This is a genomic window from Pseudomonas sp. GW821-FHT10B02 (assembly GCF_059415665.1).
Window position 1 is genome coordinate 250,214 of sequence record NZ_JBWKNR010000005.1, and the last position, 20,321, is coordinate 270,534.

27 protein-coding genes are annotated in these 20,321 nt (G+C 62.8%); 17 read left to right on the top strand and 10 right to left on the bottom strand.

Annotation, left to right across the window (positions count from 1 at the left end):
- Positions 1 to 11: 11 nt before the first annotated feature.
- A complete protein-coding gene (gene ku / locus AC07OF_RS10770; RefSeq protein ID WP_495072868.1) occupies positions 12 to 872 on the bottom strand; it encodes a non-homologous end joining protein Ku in 861 nt (286 codons plus the stop codon).
- Between the two features lie 175 nt (positions 873 to 1,047).
- On the opposite strand from ku, the gene AC07OF_RS10775 reads away from it, so the two are divergent.
- The 3 genes from AC07OF_RS10775 (at position 1,048) to AC07OF_RS10785 (ending at position 2,346) form a co-directional block, all read left to right on the top strand.
- Complete coding sequence (locus AC07OF_RS10775; RefSeq protein WP_157192876.1) at positions 1,048 to 1,554, top strand: DUF4142 domain-containing protein; 507 nt, start codon at positions 1,048 to 1,050, stop codon at positions 1,552 to 1,554.
- 14 nt (positions 1,555 to 1,568) lie between these two features.
- Positions 1,569 to 1,856: a hypothetical protein gene (locus AC07OF_RS10780; RefSeq protein WP_157192877.1), complete on the top strand. Its 288-nt coding sequence runs from the start codon at positions 1,569 to 1,571 to the stop codon at positions 1,854 to 1,856.
- Between the two features lie 64 nt (positions 1,857 to 1,920).
- Positions 1,921 to 2,346: a DUF1810 domain-containing protein gene (locus tag AC07OF_RS10785; RefSeq protein ID WP_157192878.1), complete on the top strand. Its 426-nt coding sequence runs from the start codon at positions 1,921 to 1,923 to the stop codon at positions 2,344 to 2,346.
- 85 nt (positions 2,347 to 2,431) lie between these two features.
- Here the strand turns inward: AC07OF_RS10785 and AC07OF_RS10790 are convergent, their stop codons facing one another.
- Positions 2,432 to 2,704, bottom strand: coding sequence for a DUF1652 domain-containing protein (locus AC07OF_RS10790; RefSeq protein ID WP_157192879.1), 273 nt, complete (start codon positions 2,702 to 2,704; stop codon positions 2,432 to 2,434).
- Positions 2,705 to 3,004: 300 nt separating this feature from the next.
- Here AC07OF_RS10790 and AC07OF_RS10795 point away from each other — a divergent pair, with 300 nt between their 5' ends.
- The 3 genes from AC07OF_RS10795 (at position 3,005) to AC07OF_RS10805 (ending at position 4,114) form a co-directional block, all read left to right on the top strand.
- Positions 3,005 to 3,178 carry a KGG domain-containing protein gene (locus AC07OF_RS10795; RefSeq protein ID WP_157192880.1) on the top strand — a complete coding sequence of 58 codons (174 nt, stop codon included), beginning with the start codon at positions 3,005 to 3,007 and terminating at the stop codon, positions 3,176 to 3,178.
- Between the two features lie 49 nt (positions 3,179 to 3,227).
- Positions 3,228 to 3,788 (top strand): ATP-dependent Clp protease proteolytic subunit, encoded by a 561-nt coding sequence (locus AC07OF_RS10800; RefSeq protein ID WP_157192881.1) that lies wholly within the window; start codon positions 3,228 to 3,230, stop codon positions 3,786 to 3,788.
- A 98-nt stretch (positions 3,789 to 3,886) separates the two neighbouring features.
- Positions 3,887 to 4,114, top strand: coding sequence for a DUF6555 family protein (locus tag AC07OF_RS10805; protein WP_157192882.1), 228 nt, complete (start codon positions 3,887 to 3,889; stop codon positions 4,112 to 4,114).
- Between the two features lies 1 nt (position 4,115).
- Here AC07OF_RS10805 and AC07OF_RS10810 read toward each other — a convergent pair whose 3' ends face one another.
- The 4 genes from AC07OF_RS10810 to AC07OF_RS10825 form a co-directional block, all read right to left on the bottom strand.
- Positions 4,116 to 5,033, bottom strand: coding sequence for a DNA-3-methyladenine glycosylase family protein (locus AC07OF_RS10810; RefSeq protein WP_495072869.1), 918 nt, complete (start codon positions 5,031 to 5,033; stop codon positions 4,116 to 4,118).
- A 110-nt stretch (positions 5,034 to 5,143) separates the two neighbouring features.
- On the bottom strand, positions 5,144 to 5,770 hold the full coding sequence (gene ycaC, locus AC07OF_RS10815) for an isochorismate family cysteine hydrolase YcaC (protein ID WP_038611574.1): 627 nt from the start codon (positions 5,768 to 5,770) through the stop codon (positions 5,144 to 5,146).
- Positions 5,771 to 5,824: 54 nt separating this feature from the next.
- Positions 5,825 to 6,511: a hydrolase gene (locus tag AC07OF_RS10820; protein WP_038611578.1), complete on the bottom strand. Its 687-nt coding sequence runs from the start codon at positions 6,509 to 6,511 to the stop codon at positions 5,825 to 5,827.
- Positions 6,512 to 6,597: 86 nt separating this feature from the next.
- Positions 6,598 to 7,488 (bottom strand): pirin family protein, encoded by an 891-nt coding sequence (locus AC07OF_RS10825; protein ID WP_342622361.1) that lies wholly within the window; start codon positions 7,486 to 7,488, stop codon positions 6,598 to 6,600.
- A 96-nt stretch (positions 7,489 to 7,584) separates the two neighbouring features.
- Here AC07OF_RS10825 and AC07OF_RS10830 point away from each other — a divergent pair, with 96 nt between their 5' ends.
- A complete protein-coding gene (locus tag AC07OF_RS10830; RefSeq protein ID WP_232478273.1) occupies positions 7,585 to 8,493 on the top strand; it encodes a LysR family transcriptional regulator in 909 nt (302 codons plus the stop codon).
- 31 nt (positions 8,494 to 8,524) lie between these two features.
- Here AC07OF_RS10830 and AC07OF_RS10835 read toward each other — a convergent pair whose 3' ends face one another.
- From AC07OF_RS10835 to AC07OF_RS10850, 4 genes are all read right to left on the bottom strand, one after another.
- Entirely contained in the window at positions 8,525 to 9,400 is an 876-nt protein-coding gene (locus AC07OF_RS10835) for an alpha/beta fold hydrolase (RefSeq protein ID WP_157192886.1), read from the bottom strand.
- A gap of 16 nt (positions 9,401 to 9,416) precedes the next feature.
- On the bottom strand, positions 9,417 to 10,046 hold the full coding sequence (locus AC07OF_RS10840) for a LysE family translocator (RefSeq protein ID WP_174446942.1): 630 nt from the start codon (positions 10,044 to 10,046) through the stop codon (positions 9,417 to 9,419).
- A gap of 100 nt (positions 10,047 to 10,146) precedes the next feature.
- Positions 10,147 to 10,737: a 2-hydroxychromene-2-carboxylate isomerase gene (locus tag AC07OF_RS10845; RefSeq protein ID WP_495072870.1), complete on the bottom strand. Its 591-nt coding sequence runs from the start codon at positions 10,735 to 10,737 to the stop codon at positions 10,147 to 10,149.
- 29 nt (positions 10,738 to 10,766) lie between these two features.
- The gene (locus AC07OF_RS10850) at positions 10,767 to 11,498 is read right to left on the bottom strand and encodes an SDR family oxidoreductase (protein WP_038611598.1); all 732 of its coding nucleotides are present in this window, start codon (positions 11,496 to 11,498) and stop codon (positions 10,767 to 10,769) included.
- A gap of 91 nt (positions 11,499 to 11,589) precedes the next feature.
- Between AC07OF_RS10850 and AC07OF_RS10855 the strand changes: the two genes are divergently transcribed.
- The 10 genes from AC07OF_RS10855 (at position 11,590) to AC07OF_RS10900 (ending at position 20,316) form a co-directional block, all read left to right on the top strand.
- A complete protein-coding gene (locus AC07OF_RS10855) occupies positions 11,590 to 12,144 on the top strand; it encodes a TetR/AcrR family transcriptional regulator (protein WP_038611600.1) in 555 nt (184 codons plus the stop codon).
- The gene (locus AC07OF_RS10860; protein ID WP_461528891.1) at positions 12,131 to 12,727 is read left to right on the top strand and encodes an eCIS core domain-containing protein; all 597 of its coding nucleotides are present in this window, start codon (positions 12,131 to 12,133) and stop codon (positions 12,725 to 12,727) included. The genes AC07OF_RS10855 and AC07OF_RS10860 overlap by 14 nt, the downstream gene beginning before the upstream one ends.
- A 95-nt stretch (positions 12,728 to 12,822) precedes the next feature.
- Complete coding sequence (locus AC07OF_RS10865) at positions 12,823 to 13,869, top strand: class I SAM-dependent methyltransferase (RefSeq protein WP_495072871.1); 1,047 nt, start codon at positions 12,823 to 12,825, stop codon at positions 13,867 to 13,869.
- 110 nt (positions 13,870 to 13,979) lie between these two features.
- Positions 13,980 to 14,651, top strand: coding sequence for a GntR family transcriptional regulator (locus AC07OF_RS10870; protein ID WP_038611607.1), 672 nt, complete (start codon positions 13,980 to 13,982; stop codon positions 14,649 to 14,651).
- Positions 14,652 to 14,923: 272 nt separating this feature from the next.
- Positions 14,924 to 15,856 carry a 4-hydroxyproline epimerase gene (locus AC07OF_RS10875; protein ID WP_495072872.1) on the top strand — a complete coding sequence of 311 codons (933 nt, stop codon included), beginning with the start codon at positions 14,924 to 14,926 and terminating at the stop codon, positions 15,854 to 15,856.
- On the top strand, positions 15,853 to 16,968 hold the full coding sequence (locus tag AC07OF_RS10880; RefSeq protein ID WP_157192892.1) for an NAD(P)/FAD-dependent oxidoreductase: 1,116 nt from the start codon (positions 15,853 to 15,855) through the stop codon (positions 16,966 to 16,968). Before AC07OF_RS10875 ends, AC07OF_RS10880 begins: the two co-directional genes overlap by 4 nt.
- Entirely contained in the window at positions 16,961 to 17,197 is a 237-nt protein-coding gene (locus tag AC07OF_RS10885; RefSeq protein ID WP_191833514.1) for a 2Fe-2S iron-sulfur cluster-binding protein, read from the top strand. Before AC07OF_RS10880 ends, AC07OF_RS10885 begins: the two co-directional genes overlap by 8 nt.
- Positions 17,194 to 18,450: an FAD-dependent oxidoreductase gene (locus tag AC07OF_RS10890; RefSeq protein ID WP_495072873.1), complete on the top strand. Its 1,257-nt coding sequence runs from the start codon at positions 17,194 to 17,196 to the stop codon at positions 18,448 to 18,450. The genes AC07OF_RS10885 and AC07OF_RS10890 overlap by 4 nt, the downstream gene beginning before the upstream one ends.
- 56 nt (positions 18,451 to 18,506) lie before the next feature.
- Positions 18,507 to 19,256, top strand: coding sequence for an AraC family transcriptional regulator (locus AC07OF_RS10895; protein WP_157192895.1), 750 nt, complete (start codon positions 18,507 to 18,509; stop codon positions 19,254 to 19,256).
- Positions 19,257 to 19,497: 241 nt separating this feature from the next.
- Complete coding sequence (locus AC07OF_RS10900; protein WP_038611625.1) at positions 19,498 to 20,316, top strand: ABC transporter substrate-binding protein; 819 nt, start codon at positions 19,498 to 19,500, stop codon at positions 20,314 to 20,316.
- The last annotated feature ends 5 nt before the right edge of the window (positions 20,317 to 20,321 follow it).

Consider the following 20,321-nt stretch of genomic DNA (forward strand, 5'->3'; position numbering starts at 1 on the left):
TGCGTAGCTGGTCAGGCCTTTTTCTGCGGTTTACCGGTAGTCGTGGGCTTTTTCGCCGCGGGGGATTTTTTCGCCGGTGCCTTACGCCCGGCCAGGCTGCGCTTGAGCAGTTCGGTAAGGTCGATGATATCGGCGCTTTTCTGCCCACCTTCACCGTCCTGAGACTCGACCGTGGCGATCTTGCCCTGGCTGGCTTTCTCTTCGACCAGACTCATGATGGTGTCCTTGAAGTCGTTGCGATAATCCTCTGCAGTCCAGTGGCCGCTCATGTCCTCGACCAGACGCCTGGCCATCTCCAGCTCGCGTTTGTCGAGGCTTGATTCGCGCACGCTGCTGTCTAGCTCCAGGCTGCCCAGGCTGCGCACTTCTTGCGGCCAGCGCAGGGTAATCATCACTATCGCGTCTTCAAGCGGGCGCAATAGTGCCAGGTGCTGCTGGGTATGCAGCACTACCTTGGCCAGAGCGACCTTGCCGGTACTCTCCAGGGTCTCCCGAAGCAACGCATAGACTTTGCCGCCGCGGCGATCCGGGCTCAGGTAGTACGGTGTATCAAATTGCTGCAGAGGGATTTCGTCGCTGTCGACGAAGGAAAAGATATCGATGGTCTGGGTCGCTGCCGGGCGTGCCTGGCGAATCTCCTCTTCGCTGATCACCACATAGCGACCTTTCTGGTACTCCACGCCCTTGACGATATGCTCGCGGGCGATCTCCTTGCCAGTGACCTTGTTCACCCGCTTGTAGCCGACCGGTTCCATGCTGCGCTCGTCGAGCCAGTCGAAATCGATCCGCTCACTGCTGATGGCGGAACTCAAGGACACCGGAATATGGACAAGGCCGAAACTGATGGCACCTTTCCAGATGGCTCTGGCCATGATCTTCTCCCGCAGGCAATTGAACGGCTCTTTGTCTGTGTGACTGCAGCGCACACTGAAGGTTTGCCGGAACCGACGATCAGAGCCGCGGATCGGGCAAGAAAGCTGAACTCTGGCGCTGCGGGCCTTTCGTAAAACTAACAGCCGTCTGTTTCATTGCCAGGAGTAGCCGCTGATGAATACTTACCTCCCCACCCGCCTTGCCCTGGGCCTGTGTGCCCTGCTCAGCGCTGCAGCCCACGCGGCCTCGAACAACAGCTTTATCGATGAAGCGGTCAGTGCCGGTATGGCAGAAATCCAGACCAGCCAGCTGGCCCTGGAGAAAACCGAATCAGCACAGGTAAAGGCGTTTGCCGAGCAGATGATCAAGGATCACACTAAAAGTAATCAGCAGTTGCTCGATCTGGCCAAGCAGCATGATTTCAGTGTGCCAGATGATGCCGCCCTGACCAGCAAGGCGCGCAAGATGATGCTGCAGGTGCAGGAAGGTGCGTCGTTCGATGCCGCCTACGCCAACCACCAGGTCGATGCCCATGAGCAGGCGGTGCGTCTGTTCGACGAGGAAAGCCGATCGACCTCGGATCCGCAGGACCTGCGTCACTTTGCCAAGACCACGCTGCCGACCTTGAAGCACCACCTGGAAATGGCCAAGCAACTGCAGAACACGCACAGCAAGAACTGAAGGAGGTGTCTGACATGAGAAAGGTCAGTCCGGCGTGTCCAACCTGCCTGCAGCTCGATTTTGTCCAGGACACGTTGTTCGGCCCTGTTGCCCATAGCGCCGAGTGCCAGGTGCAAGTGGCGCCGTTGAATCTCAACGGCCTGCCCGGCCTGCAGATGCAAGTCCGGGCGCCAGTACCGGCCAAGCTTGAGCGCTCGCATAGCGTGGCGTTTGTCTGGGAAGGTCGTACCTATCGCGGGATCGTTCACTACCACCGGCGTTGTGATGATGGCGGATTGCAGTTGCAGCTTGAGTTGCAATAGCAGGCCAGCGCTTCGAGGCAGATCATAGCCAAACCCGTCCCGACCTCGCGCTCAGGAGACCAGCATGCCAGCCCCCTTCAACCTCCAGCGCTTCGTCGACGCCCAGGACCCTTTCCTTGACCGGGTCCTGGCTGAACTCCACGCCGGGCGCAAAACCAGCCACTGGATCTGGTTCATCTTTCCTCAACTGGAGGGCCTGGGTCACAGCGAAATGGCCGAACGTTATGCCCTGCAATCTGCTGACGAAGCCCGTGCGTATCTGCGCCATGAGGTTTTACGTGCCCGCCTGGAACAATGTGTCGCCGCAATCGTGCAGCACACGGACAAAAGCGCTGTGCAAATCCTTGGTCATCCCGATGATCTGAAGCTGCGCTCGTGCCTCACCTTGTTTGCCAGCGTCGAACCCGATCATCCCTTGTTCAAGGCCGCGCTGGAGCAGTTCTATGACGCGCAACCCGACCCCAGGACCTTGCAACTGCTGCAAACCTGAGTTCGCTTATTGCTTGCTCTATCAACCTTGATGGCGAACGGATACAGCAGCGCCCGGCCAGTCCAGGCCGGGCAACAGCAACAGTTCAGGCAGTAGCCTGGCGCTGAAACGGAATGTGACTGCGCCCCAGGCGTTGCTCTTCCCGCACCTGTGCGACCAGGGCCGCCAGTTCGTGACAGGTGGTCAGGCTATGCACACAAATGCCGGTGACCGTCAGGCAATCATCCAGGCTGTCACCCTGCCCTAACTGGATGGTCAGGTGCTCACCGTCTATGCACGACACAACACAGCGGTCGGGCAAAAATGCCTGTTCCATGAGCTGGCACAATTCAAGATTTGAAACGCCAATCAGTGACATATCTCGATCCTCGCCCAGAGGGCCCCATCACTCAGAGTCTCCTGAGCAGGTCCTCGCTGCCAATTGTAAATACTGATGCGGCGCCGTTTCCTCCATGCAGTGTGACAATCACCGAGGGCGCCACCTCAGATGAGCCGCCTGTGGCGGCAAAGTTCAACCGAGCAAACCCGGAGCAGATAAACGGAAAACCCCGACCGTTCGTCCCGCATCGCTGAAATTTTTCAAACTTTGCCCGCCACGCCTATCTCCCATTTTGTGTAGGGCACACGCCTTGCAAACATTCAAAAGAGGAAGAGAATCATGGCTAATAAAGGCACTTCGAATCCTGGAAACTTCAGCAACGACAGACAGAAAGCCTCCGACGCCGGCAAGAAAGGCGGCCAGGCTTCCGGCGGCCAGGCGGGTAGCCAGACCCGCAAACCCGATATGGATAAAGACCAGCCGCGCAAACCAAGTGGTGGCGGCCGTAGCTGACGGACGAACAACCGGCGCACCGAGGGTGCGTCGGTTTTGAGGCCCTGCGATGACCCAGTACGTCATTCATTTTCACTGCCAGATCGATCAGGACACCACCGAGCGCTTTCGCGACCGGTGCCTGCAAGCCATCGATGAGGGCGCTTCGTCGTTGCTGCTGTTTTTGTCGACGACCGGTGGCAGCACCAACTTCGGCTTTTCGCTCTACAGCTTTCTCAAGTCGTTGCCGGTGCCACTGTGTGCGGTCAATGCCGGCAACATCGAATCCATGGGCATCATCCTCTACCTGGCCGCCGCCGAGCGCATCGCCGCGCCCCATTCGCGCTTTCTCATCCACCCCATGACCTGGCACTTCAGTCAGAGTGCGGTGGACCATTCGCGCCTGCGCGAGTACCTGTCGAGCCTGAACAACGACCTGGAGCGCTATGTGCGCATCTTCGAACTGGAAACCGTCCAGGCTGAACGCAAGCTGGACATTTTCCAATGCCTGTCGGCCGAAGAGAAAGTCATCCCGGCCTACGATTCGCTTGCCTGTGGCATCGCTCATCGACTGGAGCAGGTGGTATTCACAGCGGATGCTCGTCACTTGACCGTCAGCGCAACGCATTAACGGTTGAAACCCGATGGAATTTTTCCAGCCTTGCAGGACTCACTAAAGACATTGAAGGGATGTTCTCGGTCACTGTTCTGAAAGGATCTTTTAGCCCTATGAACAACGCAAAGCTTTTTGTCATCGACTATCAACTGCACGGCGATCACAAGTCATTCATCATCCGCGCCGAAACGATGGACAACGCCGAGGCCTGGCATTGGGCAAGTTGCGACGCCGGGGTTGGCCGTATCGGTCGTTACGGGCGCGAGAAGGTGAAGAAAGTCAGTCAGCCGCTGGCCGAGCGTTATGGCATTACCGAGGTTAAATGGCGCCAGTCCGGTTGAATCAGCTTAATGACACCCACAGGTGCTGGGCAGCGTAAGCACGCCATGGGCTCCAGGCCCGGGCGCGATCCGCCAGTTGCACTTCGGGCCCTTCCAGCAGGCGCAAGGCCTTGACCAGGGCGACGTCGCCCAACGGCAAGGCATCGCTGGCACCCAGTTGACGCAAGGCCAGGTACTGAGCGCTCCACGGGCCGATCCCGCGCAATTGGCACAGGCACTGCACCCAGCTGTCCAGGTCGGCGCCCGGGCGCAACAGATTCGGTTCAGCGAGCAATGCCCGGGCCAGGGTCGACAATGTCGCGGCGCGCGAACGGGGCATGCCGAGATCACTCAGATCCTCATCGACCACGGCTGCAGGTACCGGAAACACATGGCTCAGCCCTGCTGCTTCAGCGACCTGCGACGACAACGGCTGACCATAGCGGGCCACCATCCGAGCAGCCAGGGTCATCGCCCCAGCTACGCTAATCTGCTGACCCAATACGGTACGCATGGCCTGCTCGAAACCGTCCCAACCCTGGGGCACACGCAATCCTGGCCGAACGGCGATCAGCCTCGCCATCAACGGATCCGTGCCCAGTTGCGCCTCGATCCGCGCAGGTTGCGCATTCAGGTCAAACACCCGCCGCACCCGGGCGATCAAACCGGGTAACGCCGCTGCCGGCACACCGCTAAGCGTCAGCTTCAATCGATGCCCGCGTGCCCTGCTGACCTGAATCACCGCGTGGCGACCGGCCACGACGACACTGCGCGAATACACCCCGGCCTGCACCGTCTCGATACCGGCAATACAGCGCGCAGACAGAAATCCCAGCAGCGACGGCCAGTGCAAAGGCGGCTGGTAGTTCAGCCAGAAAGTCAGCAAACAGTCGGGGCGTAAACTGCGCCGGTAACCGTGCATGGCAGGGGCATGATTCATTGGCGGATCATCGCCCGATTGCCGCAGGCTTTGCCAGTATCGATTTCAGCAGGCAGAAACGACAACGGCCAGGCAACGCAAGTGCCCGGCCGCTGACAGGTGAAACGGCGTTACTTGCCGTTGGTGAGGGTGTTGTAGCTGGTGATCAGGTTGCGGTAGTCCGGGATGTGGTTGGAGAACAGCGTGCCCAGGCCTTCGATATCGTTGCGCCAGTCGCGGTGCAGCTCACAGGCCAGGCCGAACCAGGTCATCAGCTGGGCGCCGGCTTGCGACATGCGGTCCCAGGCCGAATCGCGGGTCAGCGCATTGAAGGTACCCGAAGCGTCAGTGACCACGAATACCTCAAAACCTTCGGCCAGGGCCGAGAGTGCCGGGAAGGCCACGCACACTTCTGTCACCACACCGGCGATGATCAGTTGTTTCTTGCCGGTGGCCTTGACCGCCTTGACGAAATCTTCGTTGTCCCAGGCGTTGATCTGGCCAGGACGGGCGATGTACGGCGCCTCCGGGAACTGCGCCTTGAGCTCGGGTACCAGCGGGCCGTTAGGGCCGGTTTCAAAGCTGGTGGTGAGGATGGTTGGCAGGTTGAAATACTTGGCCAGGTCACCAACGGCCAGCACGTTGTTCTTGAACTTGTCCGGGTCGATATCGCGTACCAGCGACAGCAGACCGGTCTGGTGATCGACCAGCAAAACAGCAGCGTTGTTTTTGTCCAGACGAACGTAGGGCTTGCTCATGGTATTACTCCTTGCGTGGGTAGACCGGCACCCAGTGGCACCGGGCATGAGGGATCAGCGTGCCGAATCCAGTTGTTCGTTTTCTTTGGCGACCTGTTGCGCCTTGAGGTAGCTTTCGATCAGCAGTTGGTAGTGCGGGAATACTGCACTGTAGGCTTCGGCCCACTGTTGTGCGTCCGGGCGGTTCCAGGTGCGCTGGACTTCCGAGCACACCGCAGCGGTGTCCATCGGTACTACACCGGCCTGCATGATGCGCGACAGGGTGATTTCCTGAGCCATCTTCGAATAGGTGCCGCTGGCGTCGATCACCGCAAATACCTGGTAACCGGCACTGACCGCGCTGATGCTCGGGAAGGCCATGCACACACTGGTGATGGTGCCAGCGATGATCAGTTGCTTTTTGCCGGTAGCCTCGACCGCCTTGACGAACTCCGGATTGTCCCAGGCGTTGATTTCACCTTTGCGCGCAACATATTTGGCATGCGGCGCGGCTTCATGGATTTCCGGAATCAGCGGGCCGTTGGGACCTTGCGGTACGGAGGCCGTGGTAATCACCGGGATCTTGGCCAGGCTGGCGACCTTGGCCAGGGTAATGGCGTTGGCCCGCAGTTCAGTCATGGGCATGTCCTTGACCGTCTGGAACAGACCACTCTGGTGGTCGATCAGCAGCATCGCGGCATTATCAGGATCGATACGCGGGACCTGGCCATTGAAATTGGCAACGTTGGCAAATGTACTCATGACACATTCTCCTTGGGGTCTGGCTGCAAGTTGTGCTCGCAGCCGGGTCGAAGGCCACCCGTCGGGCGACCTTCGGGTTATTGATACTAGTTGTCGTGACGAGAACCGCCCGACCCATTCATCTGGCCGAAACGACCGGCACGGAAGTCTTCAAACGCCTCGGCAATCTCGGCCTCGCTGTTCATCACGAACGGGCCGTAACCGACGATCGGCTCGTCCAGCGGCTCGCCGCTAAGCAGCAGCACCGACACCTCGGTCTGCGCTTCCAGCAACAGTTCGTCACCGGCACGGTCGAACAGCACCAACTGCGCCGGGCCGACGGCCCGCTCGCCATTGACCAGCAGCTTGCCGCGTAACACCACCAATGCCGTGCTGCGCCCTGCCGCGCTGGGCAGGCGCACCGGTGCGCCAGGTTTGAGCTGCAGGTCCCAGACGTCCATCGGCGAAAAGGTCTGCGCCGGGCCCTGGTGGCCACGGAATTCACCGGCGATTACCCGCAGGCTGCCGCTACCGGCGCCCAGGGGCACGACAGGAATGTCGCTGCTGAGCAGGGTCTGGTAACCGGCTGCTGCCGATTTGTCCTTGGCCGGCAGGTTGACCCACAGCTGGACCATTTCCAGGGTGCCGCCCTTGGCGGCGAACGCCGGCGAGTGGAACTCTTCATGGAGGATGCCGTTGGCCGCGGTCATCCACTGCACATCGCCCGGACCGATCAGGCCGCCGGCACCGGTGGAGTCGCGGTGTTCCAGTTCGCCCTGGTAGACGATGGTCACGGTTTCAAAGCCGCGATGCGGGTGCTGGCCGACACCGCGACGCGCCGTGGTCGGGGTGAAGTCGTGGGGGCCGGCATAGTCGAGCAACAGGAACGGGCTGATGTGCTGGGCCAGGTTGTCGTAGGTGAACAGGCTGCGTACCGGGAAGCCATCGCCGACCCAGTGCGGGTTGGGGCTGCTGTAGACGCCTTGGATCTTTTTCATGAGATGTCTCCTCTCGTGGATGGCTATAACCATACGAGCGCAACGAAATCGGCGGTAGATCAGTTAAACTGTCTTCAGCGTTCCATATGGAGAACACTGGTGGAAGACCTCAACGACCTTTACTACTTTGCCCAGGTCGTCGATCACGGTGGCTTTGCCCCTGCTGGTCGTGCCCTGGACATGCCCAAGTCAAAACTCAGCCGGCGTATCGCCGGGCTGGAAGAACGTCTCGGTGTGCGCCTGATCCAGCGCTCGACCCGACATTTTTCGGTCACCGAAATCGGTCAGGCCTATTACCGCCACTGCGTGGCGATGCTGGTGGAAGCCGAAGGCGCCGCCGAGTTGATCGAGCGCAACCGTGCCGAACCCCAGGGCATCGTGCGCCTGAGCTGCCCGACTGCCCTGCTGGATTTCTGGGTAGGTGCCATGCTGACCCGCTTCATGGTCCAGTGCCCGTTGGTGCAGTTGCACATTGAAAGCACCAACCGCCAGGTCGACCTGATTCAGGAAGGCATCGACATCGCCTTGCGGGTGCGCGTGCCGCCGCTGGAAAGCAGTGACCTGGTGATGAAAACCCTCGCCCACAGCACCCAGTGCCTGGTGGCCTCACCCGAGCTGCGCGAGCGCCTGCCGACGCGTCCGGTACCGGCTGACCTTGCCAGCCTGCCGAGTTTGCACTGGGGCAAACCGCAACGGGACTATCACTGGGAGCTGGTCGGTCCTGATGGCGCTCGCGCCAGCCTGCGCTATCAACCGCGACTGGTTACCGACGATCTGCTGATGTTGCGCGAGGCAGCAGTGGCTGGCGTTGGCGTGGTTCATGTGCCGTTGGTGGTGGTGCGTGATGAACTCGATAGCGGCCAACTGGTCAGGGTCACCCCTGAGTGGGCACCGGAGTGCGGTGTGCTGCACGCGGTGTTCGCCTCGCGCCGGGGGTTGCTGCCGGGCGTGCGCAGCTTGCTGGACTTTCTGGCGAAAGAGTTCGAGGCCAGTGATATCACCTGACTGACTCACCGGCCCCGCAATCGACATCACCCTATTGCTGCAGCAAGAATGCCGTGACCCGCTCGCTGCAAGCCGCCGGGTCTTCCTGCATGAAGCAGTGTCCGCCCGGCACTTGCTCGGCAACGACCTGTCGATTGTCCTGCGCCCAGCGCTGCACCGACTGCGGCACGAAGGGATAGGTGGTTTCGCCGTAGAGTACCTGGCTCGGGGTCTTCACCCGGGTCAGCGAAGCCCACATGCGCCGCGGGAATGAACTGAAAATCTCCACTTCACGGCTTGGCCTGCACTTGAGCACCACGCCTTCGCCACAGTCGCCGATGGCATGCTCGATATACGACTGCAACGCATGCTCGTTCCAGCCCTTGAAGATCCCCCGCCCCTCCAGCGAGGCGCGTGCGGCGCTACGATCCGGCCAATGACTGCGGCGGGTTGCGGCCTTGCGCGCCAAGGCGTGACGACGGTGCAGGCCAACCAGCGCAGCAGCGCCCATGATGCTCATCATCGAGCGGCTGAACAGCACCGGGTCGAGCAGGACCGCACGCTGGAACAACTGCGGCCGATACGCCAGCATCAACCCGGTCAGCACCCCGCCAAAACTGTGGCCGACGGCAAAGCGCGGCACCTCGGCGTATTCGCCACGGCCCGCCTCGAAGGCCTCGATAGCCAACTCTGCGGTACGGTTCCAGCCCTGGAACGGGCCGCCATGGTCACTGTCGCCATGGCCCTGGACATCACACAGCCAGAGGTCGAAGTGTTCCGCCAGGCGCGCCAGCATTGGCTGGTAGACCAGACAGCAAAAGCCATTACCGTGGAGAAAATGCAGCAAGGGTTTGCCGCTGGCGGGTGAACGCCAGCCGCGCAAGGTAAAGCCGGCACTTGTGTCATGGGACCAGGGAATCAACTGCATGTGCCAGCGCACTCATTCAGGAAAAACTCGATTCTACAAAGAGCAGCGGGTAAAGGGATATCACCAGCAACGCCGCCATCAGGACATTGAACAGCATTAACCAGCGCGGGTTCTGCAATACCGTACGCAAGGCGCTGCCGAACATCACCCAGACGCACACGCTGGGCAGGTTGACCAGGGCGAACACGGTGGCGATGACGATCACGTTGGTGACATAGCCCTGGGCTGGCGTGTAGGTAGTGATTGCCCCCACCGCCATGACCCAGGCCTTGGGGTTGACCCATTGAAACGCTGCCGCGCCCCAGAAGCCGAGCGGTTTACGGCTCTCGGGGTTGCTGACCGACAAGGGCCCGGAAGTGGCGATTTTCCACGCCAGGTAGAGTAGGTAGGCCGCGCCGACATAGCGCAGCACGGTATAGATCGGCGGATAGGCTTTGAACACTTCACCCAGGCCAAAGCCCACCGCCAGCACCATGACCATGAAGCCCACACTGATGCCCAAGGCGTGCGGAATCGAACGGCGCACACCAAAGTTCACCCCGGAGGCCAGCAACATGGTGTTGTTGGGCCCCGGGGTGATCGAAGACACGAAGGCGAACAGCACGAAGGCGGTTATCAGATCGATTGAGCTGAGCATGGCAGGCATCCAGATTTTTCTTGTGGGCTGCACTGACACTAGCGGAGTCCTGCTCTAGGCCGACCATACAGTTACTAAAAATAATACCGTATCACTTGACTGTACCCATTCAAGCCAACGCCGCTTCAACGAACTCCAGGCGGTCCTGACCGAAGAACATCTGCTCACCGACAAAGAACGTGGGTGCGCCGAACGTGCCACGGCGCACGGCCTCTTCCGTGGCCTCCTTGAGTGCCGCCTTGACCTGCGGATCTGCGCTCCAGGCTTGATACTGCTCGGGATCGAAGCCTGCTTCGCGCAACACCGTTGCCAGCACCTGCGGATCGCCCAGGTTGCGTTGCTGCACCCACATCGCCGGGAACAGCGCAGCGAGGTAAGCCTCGAAGCGCTCGGGTTGAAACAATTGCACAGCCATGGTGCCGCGCATCAGCCCCAGGGTATTGACCGGAAAGCCCGGCGGGAACGCCAGGGTCACGCCATAGCGCTTGGCATAGCGCTGAAAATCGGCAAACACGTAGCGCGCCTTGGCCGGCACCATTGCTGGCGAAGCATTGCCGGTGGCCAGGAACACCCCGCCCAGCAGCATCGGCCGGTACCGCAGTTGCGCATCGTGGCGGGCACACAGCGCCGGCAGTTGGGTCCAGGCCAGGTAACTGGCCGGGCTGCCCAGGTCAAAGAAGAATTCGACGGTTTTGCTCATTGTTCAGAGTCCTTGTTGTTATCGGAGGCTTACCAGCGTTCCATCCACGGCCGCAGATCGAGTTCGAAGGTCCAGGCATCCCGCGGCTGTGCGTGCAGGAACCAGTAGCTGTCGGCAATGTGCGCGGGGTCAAGGATGCCGTCCTGCTCCTTGAGCGCATAGCGCTCGGGGAAGCTGTCGCGGATGAACGCGGTGTCGATGGCGCCGTCCACCACCACATGGGCGACATGAATATTGCGCGGCCCAAGCTCGCGGGCCATGCTCTGCGCCAGGGCGCGAATACCATGTTTGGCCCCGGCGAACGCAGCAAAACCGGCAGCGCCGCGCAGGCCGGCGGTAGCGCCGGTGAACAGAATGGTTCCGCGCTCACGGGTGACCATGCGCCGGGCCACGGCCTGACTGGTCAGGAAGCCGGCGAAGCAGGCCATTTCCCAGATCTTGAAGTACTTTCGTGCGGTCTCGTCGAGAATGCTGCACGGCACGTTGGCGCCAATGTTGAACACGAACGCCTCGATCGGGCCGAGGGTAGTTTCGATCTGTTCAACCAGCGCCGCCACCTCCTCTTCCTTGCGTGCATCGGAGGCAAAGCCATGCGCCTCGCCACCTGCGGCACGAATCTCGTCCACCAGCGGCTGCAGCTTGTCGGCGCTGCGCCGGGTCACGCAGGCGATATAGCCCTCGCGGGCAAAACGCTTGGCAATCGCTCCGCCGGTGGCATCACCGGCCCCTACTACCAACACCACTTTCTTGCCCTGGGTCATCCATCGCCTCCATTGGTAAACGATCATTTAGTAAACGAACGCTATGCTATGATCCAGGCTTCGTCAAGTCAGTGCTACGGAGAAGGTCGGCGTGCGCTACTCCACCACCCACAAGGAACAAACCCGGCAGAAACTGCTGGAGAGCAGCGGCGCCCTGGCCAAGCGCGGCGGCTTCAATGCCACTGGCGTCGCCGGCCTGATGAAGGCCATCGGCCTCACTGGCGGGGCGTTCTACAACCACTTCCCGTCCAAGGACGACCTGTTCACCGAAGTGGTGCGCCGCGAGCTGTCGCTGAGCCCCATGGCCCAGCAACCAATGAACCGCCAGCGCCTTGAGCGCTGCCTGGACCATTACCTGAGCCTGGCCCACGTGCACAACCCCGAAGGCGGTTGCGCCATCCCGGCCCTGGGTGCCGAGATCGCCCAGGCGCCGTTGCCGGTGCGTGAAGAGGCCGAACACTGGCTGCGCACCCTGCAACAAGCCTGGGCCGACACCCTCGAAGACCCGGACCTGGCCTGGGCCCTGCTCAGCCAGTGCGTGGGCGCACTGGTGATCGCGCGCATGCTGGCCAACCCATCCAGCCAGCAGGAAGTGCTCAAGGCCTCCCGTGAGTTTCTCGCCGGGGCCTTGCATGAGAGTCCTTGAACCGCTGTTGCTTGGTCTGGCCCTGCTCGCCCCGCTCAACGCCCTCGCCGCCTGCCCCGCTGGCCAGTACGAAATATGCCTGGGCAGTTGCATCTGCTCGCCGATCGATCCGGGCGAGGCCCGTAGCGTGCTCGACGACCTCGGACGCATCGCCAGCAGTTCCCTGGCCCTAGCCCTGCAACAGGCACGCGACACCGCGGCGGCCGGTACGGTGCTGCCGATTCCCCTGCACATCCGCGCCCAGCTTGAGCCGTACTACGACTTCCAGGTGCTGGATGCGGCGCGCTACAAGGTCGGCGATCAACAGGCGCTGGACAGCGCCAATGCCCTGCTGCAGAACCCCGACGTCAATGCCGTAACGCTGATCGACATCATCGTCTTTCGCAACGAGGCCGATGCCCAGGACAACGCCGCGCTCTGGGCCCATGAACTGCACCACGTGCAGCAATACCAGCAATGGGGCGTGGAAGAATTCGCCCGGCGCTACTCGCGCGACTTCGATGCGGTCGAGGCACCGGCTTACGAGATTCAGTCGAAAGTCAGCAAAGCCCTGCGCGAACGCTCATCCGGCCAGGCACGCTGAACTAGACTTAATGATTGCCCCACGAGAAATGGCCCGAGGTCGTCGCCTGGCGTGACGACCCCGTTGACGTTGGACTTCTTGCAGGAGAACACGCAATGGACGAAGCCAAGCTGAACGACTTCATGGGAAAGCTGGTCAACGACATGGGCGCCGCCGCCCTGCTCGCCAACCTGATCCTCGGCGATGAACTGGGCCTGTACCGGGCCATGGCTGACAGTCAATTCATCAGCCCCGAACAACTGGCACAAAAGACCGGCTGCAATGCCCGGCTGCTGCGCGAATGGCTCAGCGCCCAAGCCGCGTCGGGCTATATGGAACACCAGGATGGCCGCTTTCGCCTGCCCGAGGAGCAGGCCATGGCCCTGGCTATCGAGGACTCACCGGTGTACGCCGCAGGCGGTGCTTCGGTGATTGCCGCCCTGTATCACGACAAAGACAAACTGGTAGCCGCCATGCGCGGCGATGGCGGCCTGGCCTGGGGCGATCATCATCCGTGCATGTTCAGCGGCACTGAGCGCTTCTTCAGACCCGGCTATCGCGCCCATCTGGTCAGCGAATGGCTGCCAACCCTGACCGGAGTGCTCGATAAACTGCAGGCCGGGGCCAAGGTCGCCGACGTGGGTTGCGGTCATGGTGCCTCGACGGTGATCCTGGCCCAGGCCTTTCCGGCTTCGCAGTTCTACGGTTTCGACTACCACGCGCCGTCGATCACGGTGTCGAGCCAGCGCGCTACCGAAGGCGGCGTGGCCGAACGCACGCAGTTCATCCAGGCCAGCGCCAAGGATTTCCCCGGCAAGGATTACGACCTGATCTGCTACTTCGATTGCCTGCACGACATGGGCGACCCGGTTGGCGCTGCCCGCCATGCCTATAACGCGCTGAAGGCCGACGGTACGGTGCTGCTGGTCGAGCCCTTTGCCAACGACAGCCTGGAAGAAAACAGCACACCCGTTGGTCGGCTGTTTTATGCCGCCTCGACCTTTATCTGCACACCCAACTCGCTGTCCCAGGAAGTCGGCCTGGGGCTCGGTGCCCAGGCAGGGGAAGCGCGCTTGCGCGCGGTGTTCGCGGAGGCTGGCTTCAAACATTTTCGCCGGGCCACGGAAACGCCGTTCAATTTGATTCTGGAAGCTCGCAAGTAATGCCTTTTCGCGGGGCAAGTCGGGACGCCAAACTGCCGCTTGCCCCCGCGAGACGCGAGCGCGGATAAATTCGTATACCATATCCACAAAGAACTTCGGACGACGCCACCGTGACCGTACCTCGCCTCAACGCCCCGGATCTGGGCAATACGCCTTCGACCTCGGAAATCATCACCCATCACCTGCGCGATGCGATCATTGCCGGGCACTTCGCCGAAGACGAACCGATCCGCCAGGACGACATCGCCCGTCAGTTCAACGTCAGCAAGATCCCCGTACGCGAGGCGCTCAAGCGCCTGGAGGCCGAGGGGCTGGTGATGTTCCAGCGCAATCGCGGGGCGATGGTCACGCGCATCTCCGAACCGGAGCTGGCGCAGATGTTCGAAGTACGCATGCTGCTCGAAGACAAGGCGCTGCGCCTGGCGATCCCGAACATGACCGAAGCAACTTTCGCGCGCGCCGAACGGATCTGCCAGGAGTTCGTCGGCGAGAACGACGTCGGGCGCTGGGCCGAGCTGAACTGGGAGCTGCACGCCTGTCTGTACGAGCCGGCGCAGCGGCCCTTTCTGGTCAACATGATCCGCTCGGTGAACGACAAGCTGGAGCGCTACCTGCGCATGCAGATGAGCCTGTCGGCGGGCAAGGAACGCGCCGATCATGAACACCGCGAGATCCTCGATGCCTGCCGGGCCAAGGATGTCGAACGTGCCGTCACGCTGCTCGACGAGCACATTGCCGGCGTCTGCAAGACCCTCTTCGAGCACCTCCCGCAGAGCAAGTGACGGGAACCCGCTGGGAGCAACTGCCTATCACTTGCTTCATTGTGGGAGCCGGCCTTGCCGGCGATGGGGCGCTTAGCGCCCCTGGCCCGGCAGTGCCGGGCATCGCCGGCAAGGCCGGCTCCCACGGGTTAACCAGGTGGCAAACAGTTGCTCCCACCAGGAGTCAGTCGCTGTGCTGATTTCGTCGTTCACATGGCTTAAAGGCATCAAGCCTGCAAGCCAGGCGACAAGCCACTCTGTCGTTCACTTCCCTGAACGGACGCGGCCTGCCCATGAAACGCATCAGCGTGATCGACTCCCACACCGGCGGCGAACCCACCCGCCTGGTCACCGACGGATTCCCTACGCTTGGCCACGGCAGTATGGCCGAACGCCGCCAGCGCCTGGCCGAGCAATACGATCAATGGCGCAGCGCCTGCATGCTGGAGCCGCGTGGCAGTGACGTGCTGGTTGGCGCGCTGCTGTGCGAGCCGGTCGATCCCGACGCCTGTGCCGGGGTGATCTTCTTCAACAACACCGGCTACCTGGGCATGTGTGGCCACGGCACCATCGGCCTGGTGGTGTCACTGGCGCACCTGGGCCGCATCGGGCCGGGTGTGCACCGTATTGAAACCCCGGTCGGCACCGTGCAGGCGACCCTGCACGAAGACCACTCGGTCAGCGTGCGCAACGTACCGGCCTACCGTTACCGCAAGGACCTGACACTGGAGGTGCCGGGCATCGGCCGGGTGGTCGGCGATGTCGCCTGGGGCGGCAACTGGTTCTTCCTGATCGCCGATCACGGCCTGAGCGTCGCCGGCGACAACATCGAAGCGCTGACCGCCTATACCTACGCCGTGCAACAGGCGCTGGAGAATCAGGGCATTCGCGGCGAAGACGGCGGCCTGATCGACCATATCGAACTGTTCGCCGACGACCCCGACGCCGACAGCCGCAACTTCGTGCTCTGCCCCGGCAAAGCCTATGACCGTTCGCCCTGCGGCACCGGCACCAGCGCCAAGCTCGCGTGTCTGGCCGCCGACGGCAAGCTGCAACCCGGTCAGGTGTGGCGTCAGGCCAGCGTGATCGGTAGCCAGTTCGAAGGTTCATACGAGGCCGACGGCGAGCGCATCGTGCCAACCATTCGCGGCCGCGCGCACATCAGCGCCGAAGCCACGCTGATCCTGCAGGAAGACGACCCGTTCGCCTGGGGCATCCGCCCGTGAACCGTGGTGCCGTGGCCGATGTGATCGTGATCGGCGCCGGGATCATCGGCGCCGCCTGTGCCCAATCGCTCGCCGCGCGGGGGCTGCAGGTGCTGGTGCTCGATGCCGGTCTGCACGGCGCCACGGCCGCTGGCATGGGTCACCTGCTGGTGCTCGACGACAATGCCGCAGAGTTGGCGCTCAGCCAGCATTCGCTGCAACGCTGGCGTGAACTAGCTCCCCGGCTCCCCGAAGACTGCGCCTACCGCAGCAACGGCACCCTGTGGCTGGCGGCCAACGCCGAAGAGATGGCCGTGGCCGAACACAAATTCAACGTGCTGCAAGCCCGGGGCGTGACCTGCGAGCTGGTCGCCGGGCACGCCCTGCGCCAGCGCGAACCGGCACTGCGTGAGGGGCTGGAAGGTGGTCTGCTGATCAACGGCGACGGCATCCTTTACGCCCCGGCCACCGCCCGCTGGATGCTGCAATCGCCGCGTATCGAACAGCGCCGGGCGCAGGTCACCACGGTGCAAGGCAACCGTGTGCGCCTGGACGACGGCCAGTGGCTGAGCGCCGATGCCGTTGTACTGGCCAACGGCATCCAGGCCACCGACCTGTGCCCGGAACTGCCGATCGAACCGAAGAAAGGCCACCTGCTGATCACCGACCGCTACCCCGGCACCGTCACCCATACCTTGGTGGAGCTGGGCTATGTGACCAGCGCGCATAACGCCAGCGGCCCGTCCACCGCCTGCAATATCCAGCCGCGCCCGACCGGCCAGCTGTTCATTGGTGCTTCGCGGCAGTTCGGCACCACCGACCCGGCCGTTGAAGGCTGGATGCTGGCGCGCATGCTCAAGCGCGCCACTGAATACATGCCAGACCTCGCACACTTGAACGGCATCCGCGCCTGGACCGGCTTTCGCGCCGCCAGCCCCGACGGCCTGCCGCTGGTGGGCCGCCATCCGCAGCAGGATGGCCTGTGGCTCGCGGTCGGTCACGAGGGCCTCGGCGTCACCACCGCCCCGGCGACCGCCGACCTGCTGACCGCGCAACTGTTCGACGAAACGCCACCGCTGGCGGCGCAACCCTATCTGCCTGAACGCTTTCTGGGAGCACTTGCCCATGCCTGACCTGACCCTCGATGGCCGCCCGCTGCATGTGGCCGACGGCACCAGCGTGGCCGCCGCCCTGGCGTTGGCCGGCGACGGTAGCTCACGCACTTCGGTCAGCGGCCAGCGCCGCGCACCGCTGTGCGGCATGGGCATTTGCCAGGAATGCCGGGTACACATCGATGGCCGCCGGCGTCTGGCCTGCCAGACCCTGTGCCGCGACGGCATGCAAGTGGAGACCCGGGCATGAGCGAACACACCAATCTGTTGATCATCGGCGCCGGTCCCGCCGGCCTGGCTGCAGCACTGGCCGCCGCCCCCCGTGCCGCGCGCATCGTGCTGCTCGACGACAACCCGCTGCCAGGCGGACAGATCTGGCGTGACGGCCCGCAGGCCAAGGTGCCTGCCCAGGCGCGTCAACTGCGCGAGCAGGTACTCGCCTGCCGCAATGTGCACTACTACAGCGGCACACGGGTGATCGCCCAGCCCGGCCCGGACACTCTGCTGGTGGAAGACGCCGAGCGTGGCTGGCAGATCCGCTACGACCGGCTGATCCTCTGCACCGGTGCCCGAGAACTGTTGCTGCCCTTCCCCGGCTGGACCCTGCCTGGCGTCACCGGTGCCGGCGGTTTGCAGGCGCTGATCAAGGCCGGCCTGCCGGTGCGTGAGCAACGTATCGTCATCGCCGGCAGCGGGCCATTGCTGCTGGCCAGCGCTGCCACCGCCAAAGCCAACGGCGCCCGGGTACTGCGCATTGCCGAACAGGCTTCGCCCGCCGCCGTCGCCGGCTTCGCCGCGCAATTGCCGCGCTGGCCGCAAAAACTCCTGCAGTCCTTCAGCCTGTTCGACCGCCAGTACCGCAGCGCCAGCCATGTACTTGCCGCACTGGGTAGCGATCGCCTGGAGGGTGTGCGCTTGATGCAAAACGGCAAGCTCGTGGAAATCGCCTGTGACCGGCTGGCCTGCGGCTTCGGCCTGATCCCCAACATCCAGCTGGCCCAGGCCCTGGGCTGCGCCATAGCGCATGACGCCGTTGCCGTGGACAACTGGCAGGAGACGACGCTGCCCGGCGTTTACGCCGCAGGTGAATGCACCGGCTTCGGCGGCAGCGAGCGGGCCCTGGTGGAAGGTGCGATTGCTGGCCATGCCGCAGTCGGCAATCGCCAGGCGGCGCAGCGGCTGTTGCGCCAACGCGCCCGCTGGCATGGGTTCGCCGATGCCCTGAACAAGGCCTTCAGCCTCAACCCGGCGCTCAAGTCGCTGGCGACTGCCGACACCCTGGTGTGCCGCTGCGAAGATGTCCCCTATTCCGCCCTCGCCGGACACCGCAGCTGGCGCGAAGCCAAGCTCGCCAGCCGCTGCGGCATGGGCGCCTGTCAGGGCCGGGTCTGCGGCGCGGCCACCCGCCACCTGTTCGGCTGGCAACCCTCGGCGCCGCGCCCGCCGTTCAGCCCGGCGCGCATCGACACCCTGCTGTGCCTGGAGGAAACGCCCGGCGCTTGAGATAAACGCCGGGGACGCTCTATGATCCCGACGGTCGCCCCCGGACCGCCAGCGCCATGCACGCCACGCTCAACCACTTCGCCCCCTGCGATCTGCCGACCCTGCTGAGCAGTTTGCGCCCCATCGCGCCGCTGCTCGACACCCTCAACGACGTGGTGTTCTTCATCAAGGACCGCGAAGCGCGTTACGCCTTCGTCAACCAGACCCTGGCCCGGCGCTGCGGCCGCAAGCACTGCGACGAGCTGCTCGGGCTCACCGCCGAACACGTGTTCCCCGCCCGCTTCGGCCCGCTCTACACCGAGCAGGACCGCCGCGTGCTGAGCAGTGGCCGGGAACTGGCCGACCAGCTTGAACTGCACCTGTATTTCGGCAACCAGCCGGTCTGGTGCCTGACCCACAAACGCCCGCTCAAGGATGCCGACGGCAGCATCGTTGGCCTCGCCGGCATCTCCCGTGACCTGCAATTGCCGCAGTCGAACCACCCGGCGTTCCAGAAACTCGCCGCCGTCGACGCACATATCCGCAGCCACTTCAGCCGCCCCATAAGCCTTGCCGAACTGACCGCCATCGCCGGGCTTTCGATCGCGCAACTGGAGCGCCATTGCAAACGGATCTTCCAGCTCACGCCACGGCAGATGATCCACAAAGCGCGCCTGGAAGAAGCCTCGCGCTTGCTGCAAGACCTCGACCTGCCGATCACCGACATCGCCCTGCGCTGCGGTTACACCGACCACAGCGCCTTCAGCCGCCAGTTCCGCGCCCTCACCGGGCTTTCGCCGAGCCAGTACCGCGACAGCCAGCGCTGAGTGTTCCTTTCCGGGGCGCTGCGCGCACGCAGTGCTCCCATATGTAACACCCGTCATACACCCGGCCAGGCACGCTGAAACCTCCCAAAGCAGCCGTCCCTTCTGTCAGACGCCCTAGTGCAGGGGCTGAAGGACAATTCCTGCAACAACACAAAAACAGGCACGGCCATTGCACTTAAAAATATCGTATACGAAATCTCAGCTACGATATTTAACAGCACCCACCCACCACGAGGCACCTATGAAAAACCGCACATTTGCCGTAGCCCTCAGCGCTGTTCTCAGTACCACCTTTATTGCCAACGCCCAGGCCGACAAACTCGACGACATCATCGGCTCCGGCAAGCTGCGCTGCGCCGTGACCCTGGACTTCCCACCCATGGGTTTTCGCGACGAAGCCAACAAACCCGCAGGCTTCGACGTCGACTACTGCAACGACCTGGCGAAAATCCTCGGGGTCGAGCCCGAAGTGGTCGAAACGCCCTTCCCTGACCGTATCCCCGCCCTGGTTTCCGGGCGCGCCGACGTAATCGTAGCGTCCACTTCCGACACCCTGGAGCGGGCCAAGACGGTCGGCCTGACCGTGCCCTACTTCGCCTTCCAGATGGTTGTGCTGACCCGCGACAACACCGGCATCAACAGCTTCGAAGACCTCAAGGGCAAGGCGCTGGGCAACACCAGCGGCACCTATGAAGCCATCGCCCTGGAGAAGGACGTGAAGAGCTGGGGCAGCGGCACCTTCCGCGCCTACCAGTCGCAGAACGACACCCTGCTCGCGGTCGCCCAAGGGCACATCGACGCCACCGTGGTCACCAACACCGTTGCCGCCGCCACCCTCAAGTCCGGCAAGTACAAGAACCTCAAGGTCGCCGGTAATGCGCCTTACGTGATCGACTACGTATCGCTGGGCGCCAAGCGCAACGAGTACGGTCTGCTGCGTTACCTCGACCTGTTCGTCAACCAGCAGGTGCGCACCGGGCGCTACAAGGAGCTGTTCACCAAGTGGGTGGGCACCGAAATCGCCCCGACCGACCTGACCGTGCCACAGGTCTACTACTGAGGTGG